This is a genomic window from Achromobacter xylosoxidans, assembly GCF_002192695.1.
GTDB lineage: Bacteria > Pseudomonadota > Gammaproteobacteria > Burkholderiales > Burkholderiaceae_B > Achromobacter > Achromobacter xylosoxidans_C.
In genome coordinates this window covers 1-3698 of record NZ_MTLG01000022.1, presented here as the reverse complement: position 1 = coordinate 3698, position 3698 = coordinate 1, and the positions used below count along the sequence as shown (strand labels likewise).

The following is a 3698-nucleotide window of genomic DNA, read 5'->3' as shown; positions in this document are numbered from 1 at the left end:
AGGCGAAAGCGCACCAGCGGGCGCTGCTTGGGATCGTCAACGCCGATGTAGCGCTGGACCAGTTTCTTGGCCTCGGCACCCGAGACCTTGACGTCGAAGTAGCGGTAACTGGGGTCCTTGGCGGAACCGACCAGTGCGGCGATGGTGCATGCCAAGAAGGGCTGCGCACGGCGGCCGCCCCGGACAGGCACTTCACGGGCACGTTGGATGTAGCCGATGCCCGAGGTGTGAAGGTCGAAATATGATTTCTCGTTGGAAGTGGTGTTCATGGTGAATCTCCATTGGAAGAAGCGGAGACACACCAGGCCCACGCATGCGGGGAAGGTGCGTAACCCCGCGGTGGGTTGAAAAGGCGAAAGCATCCGCCACCATCACTGGTGGCCGCTCGCGGACGGATGCGGTGCGAGCTGGCTCGGTCACGCAGTGGGAACTGCGCCGCAACCTCGATGACCGATGGTTGCCTGGCATGTCGCTGACAACGTCAGCAGGCATGGGGGCAGCATGGCCGGGCTTCGCGCGCGCGACAGCCATCAATCGGCACCCGGACGTTTCCCTTTGTCCACGCCGCCCGATGCCTGCCACAGGCACTTGGGGCCGCGCAGGTGGTCGGGGGTGTCGGCGCGGGGACGGCTGGGACGGCTCCAAGCGCCGCCGCCGCGCGTGCCGACCAACTGCCAGCCGGCGGCGCGCAGGCTGGCACCACCTTCCTCGGGCAAGGTATAGGTGATCAGCCGCGTGTAGCCGAGGGCCTTGGCCGCCTTCCAAGCGGCGCCATAGAGCTTGCTGCAGGCGTTCGGCGCACCGTCGGTACATAGCCTCGTTACTTCGAGGGTCCAGCCGTCGTCCAAGTGCCGCGCGACCGGGCGACCGACGATGGCCACACCGCAGATGCAATCGCTGCCGCGCGGGACAACGGCCAGGGCGAACTTCGCCCCTTGGACCGGGCGGTGGTGGCGGTGGTGGTCCTGCACAAAGCCATTAGCGACCCGTAGCGACACGGGCAGGAGTTGCAGCCGTGGCGCGATCAATGGCCTGTCCATGCGCATCAGTCGCCGCAGAAGCAGGCAATGGCTTCCTCGGTGCCATCGAACAGATCGCCTTGGTCGGCAGCGAAGCGCGCCAGATCGGCATAGCTGGGGCCATCGGCGCGGAACCGGGCGCCGCTGGGCTTGCTCGCCAGGTTCAGGGACTCCATGCGAATCCACCACACGGCGGCCTCGGGCCGGGCCTTGATAAGGGCCAGGCGCTGCCCACGCGGCTTGAGGAAACACAGGTCGCAGTTGCCTTCGAGCGTGCGTCCGTTCACCGTCAGCAGGTCGAGGTCGAACGGCTGCGCCTGCCAGAACGCGCTCACGTCGCGCACGGTAACGCCGGCATCCGCCAGCGGCATGCACATGGTCTCGTGGGACGATTCGGTGGAGTGGCCGCGCGCACGAATCTTGGAGACGCGTCGCTGCTCATCGGCGCGGATGCCGATCATCTGGTCCCAGTCCGTCCATCCCAGATGCCGCAGGAAGCGGTGCATCGGGCGAATCTTCAGGCTGGTCGTGCAGCCCCGCGCAACGGGATTGGGCAGGTACTGGCGTTTGCGGATCAGCGCCTCGAACGGCTCGCCCTGGCGGCTGGCCCGATCGAAGTCGATCAGAGCGAAGCCCGGTTCCATGGGCACGTATTCGAGCCAGCGGATCGGCACCTGCCAGTGCTCGGCGCAATCGCGCACAAAGCGCAAGGTCGCTTCGACTTCCTTGCCCGTGTTGGCGAAGCAGACCACGGTATCGGCAGGCAGGCCGCCATTGGTCTGCAGCACGCGCCAGAGCATGTATGCGCTCGTGCGCCCGCCGCTGAAGCTGATGCAGGTGGGCTGGGTGATCTTGAACGGGTCGTGCATGCGTCGTCTCCAGTGGCATGCCGGCGGGCTGGCCGGCGAGGCAGGCCTTGGCGGCCGGAGACGAGCGCGCACGCGGGGACATAGCCGCTGTGCGGAGGAAAGAAAGCCCCCGGGGAACCGGGGGCTGAGCAGGACGTGCTGCTGCTTTAAACGGGAGGCACGACCTCCAACGACAAGTGGGTGGCGGTGGCCGACAGCATCAGATCGTCCGCTGTGTGCAAGATGCGGGTGAATACGCCGTCCTTCGGGTCGAAGTACTCGGCGAAGTCGTCGCCGCCCAGCTCGCGTTGGGCGAGGAACCACCAGTCATCGAACGGATCGGTATCCGGGTCGCAGCCGACTGCATAGGCCAGCAACTTCTGGCGTCCGTCCGGGCGGCGTTCCCCGCACTCGGCGAGGATGTACACGCCTTGGTCCTTGACGAGGACGGCTCGGCACTGGTTGGCGATCGCTTCGGTCAACACAGGGCGCAGGTCGGCGCCCTTGAATCGCAGTGACATGGTTGAAATCTCCTGTACGGATTAGAGAAAAGGCTCTCCACCCGAATGGATGGAGAGCCTGTGCGGCACGTGGCCGGATGGACTGAACCGCCGTGGCGGGAACCTCGGGTCAGCCGTGGAGTTGCCTGGCTTCGTTTCGAGGCGTCATGCCGGCACCGCTTGGCGCTGCCGGGGAGCCTTGGTGTCGATCACGCTCACGTCGATCAGGCGCCAGCGACCATCGTCGATGAGCCTCTCCAACACTGCGCCAAGCATGTCGAAATACACCTCGTCGTACCGATCGACCAATTCGCCATCGCGGTGAAGTTCCACCACGTAGGCGTCGCCGCCGCGGTCGTACAGCACCGTGACGCGACCCTTGAACTTCGCGGTCGAGGTCGTGAAGCTGATCGCCGGAGGCGTCTCGATGATCTTGGATGGCTTGGGATCGACCCAAGTGAAATCCCGTGCACCTGCATCGACCAGCATGTGGGTGATCCGCCGGAAGCCATCGGGCGCCGGCATTTCCTCCAGTTGTTCGATGAGCTGGCCCAGTTCCATGCACTGCGGCTTGGGGATGGGCAGCTTGGCGGGCGCGGAGCCAAGGATGTGCGTCTTGACGGTGTAGGGAATGCCGTCGGACGTCATCTCCGGGCGCTCTTCCGGGGTGTCCGCGCGCAGGCCGTCGAAACGGCGCCGTGCGTAGGGTTGGACACGCACCTTGGCGCCTTCGCTGGGAACAGAGGTCACAAGGTTGGGATCGAGCACGGCGAACTCGGATGGCTTGAGCTTGACGACGATGGCATCGTCAGTCGCCGCGACCACCTTGCCGTCGAAGGGCTGGGGATCGATGGCGAAGCCCTGCGTCGAGGACTGCGGCTGATCATCGAACACGCGGTACTTGAACGACCGCACGTTGCGGGGCACATGGCCTGCGACAAGCGAAGGCATCATGGATTTGATGAGGGAACGGTCCATGGGAATCTCCTTGAGGAAGAACAAGGGATTCCCGCCCGCAAGGGAGAGATCCCTTGTGGGTGGCGTGGATGGACGCGGAACGTCCGATAAGAAAAAAGACCAGCACGGTTTCCCGCACTTGCAGCCTTGAAGGTCTCGGCTGTCTGGGCATGTGTCGGCAACGCCGACGAACATGGGGCAAGGATGGCCTCGGAATGGGCGGCTCACCCGCATGAAACGGCACCGCGCCGCACCCGGTTTCCTGCGCTGCGGGCAAGAAAAAGCCCCTCGAAAGGGGCTGGATGGATCAGGCTTCGTACACGAAATAGTGTTCGCGCTGACGTGGAAAGAACACGTGCTTCCACGTGTCGCCG

Annotated in this window: 5 protein-coding genes and 1 pseudogene; all 6 read right to left on the bottom strand. The window is 64.9% G+C overall.

All coding sequences use genetic code 11. From position 1 onward, the window contains the following. The coding region (locus tag BRO63_RS04015; RefSeq protein WP_143219441.1) for a DUF3577 domain-containing protein at positions 1–269 on the bottom strand (269 nt) is incomplete at its 3' end. Between the two features lie 261 nt (positions 270–530). After that, positions 531–1046 carry an XF1762 family protein gene (locus BRO63_RS04010; protein ID WP_179215031.1) on the bottom strand — a complete coding sequence of 172 codons (516 nt, stop codon included), beginning with the start codon at positions 1044–1046 and terminating at the stop codon, positions 531–533. Further along, the gene (locus tag BRO63_RS04005; protein ID WP_088138643.1) at positions 1046–1888 is read right to left on the bottom strand and encodes a phosphoadenosine phosphosulfate reductase domain-containing protein; all 843 of its coding nucleotides are present in this window, start codon (positions 1886–1888) and stop codon (positions 1046–1048) included. Before BRO63_RS04005 ends, BRO63_RS04010 begins: the two co-directional genes overlap by 1 nt. 146 nt (positions 1889–2034) lie before the next feature. Further along, entirely contained in the window at positions 2035–2388 is a 354-nt protein-coding gene (locus tag BRO63_RS04000; protein ID WP_088138642.1) for a DUF3085 domain-containing protein, read from the bottom strand. 144 nt (positions 2389–2532) lie between these two features. Then, positions 2533–3345, bottom strand: coding sequence for a GTPase (locus BRO63_RS03995; RefSeq protein ID WP_088138641.1), 813 nt, complete (start codon positions 3343–3345; stop codon positions 2533–2535). A gap of 286 nt (positions 3346–3631) precedes the next feature. Then, a pseudogene (locus tag BRO63_RS03990) lies at positions 3632–3698 on the bottom strand (uridylate kinase); the annotation flags it as partial.

What these genes read in the sequence shown, in the direction of transcription:
- BRO63_RS04010 (WP_179215031.1), bottom strand. Translation starts at nt 1,046, where the DNA reads ATGCGCATGGACAGGCCATTGATCGCGCCACGGCTGCAACTCCTGCCC.
- BRO63_RS04005 (WP_088138643.1), bottom strand. Translation starts at nt 1,888, where the DNA reads ATGCACGACCCGTTCAAGATCACCCAGCCCACCTGCATCAGCTTCAGC.
- BRO63_RS04000 (WP_088138642.1), bottom strand. Translation starts at nt 2,388, where the DNA reads ATGTCACTGCGATTCAAGGGCGCCGACCTGCGCCCTGTGTTGACCGAA.
- BRO63_RS03995 (WP_088138641.1), bottom strand. Translation starts at nt 3,345, where the DNA reads ATGGACCGTTCCCTCATCAAATCCATGATGCCTTCGCTTGTCGCAGGC.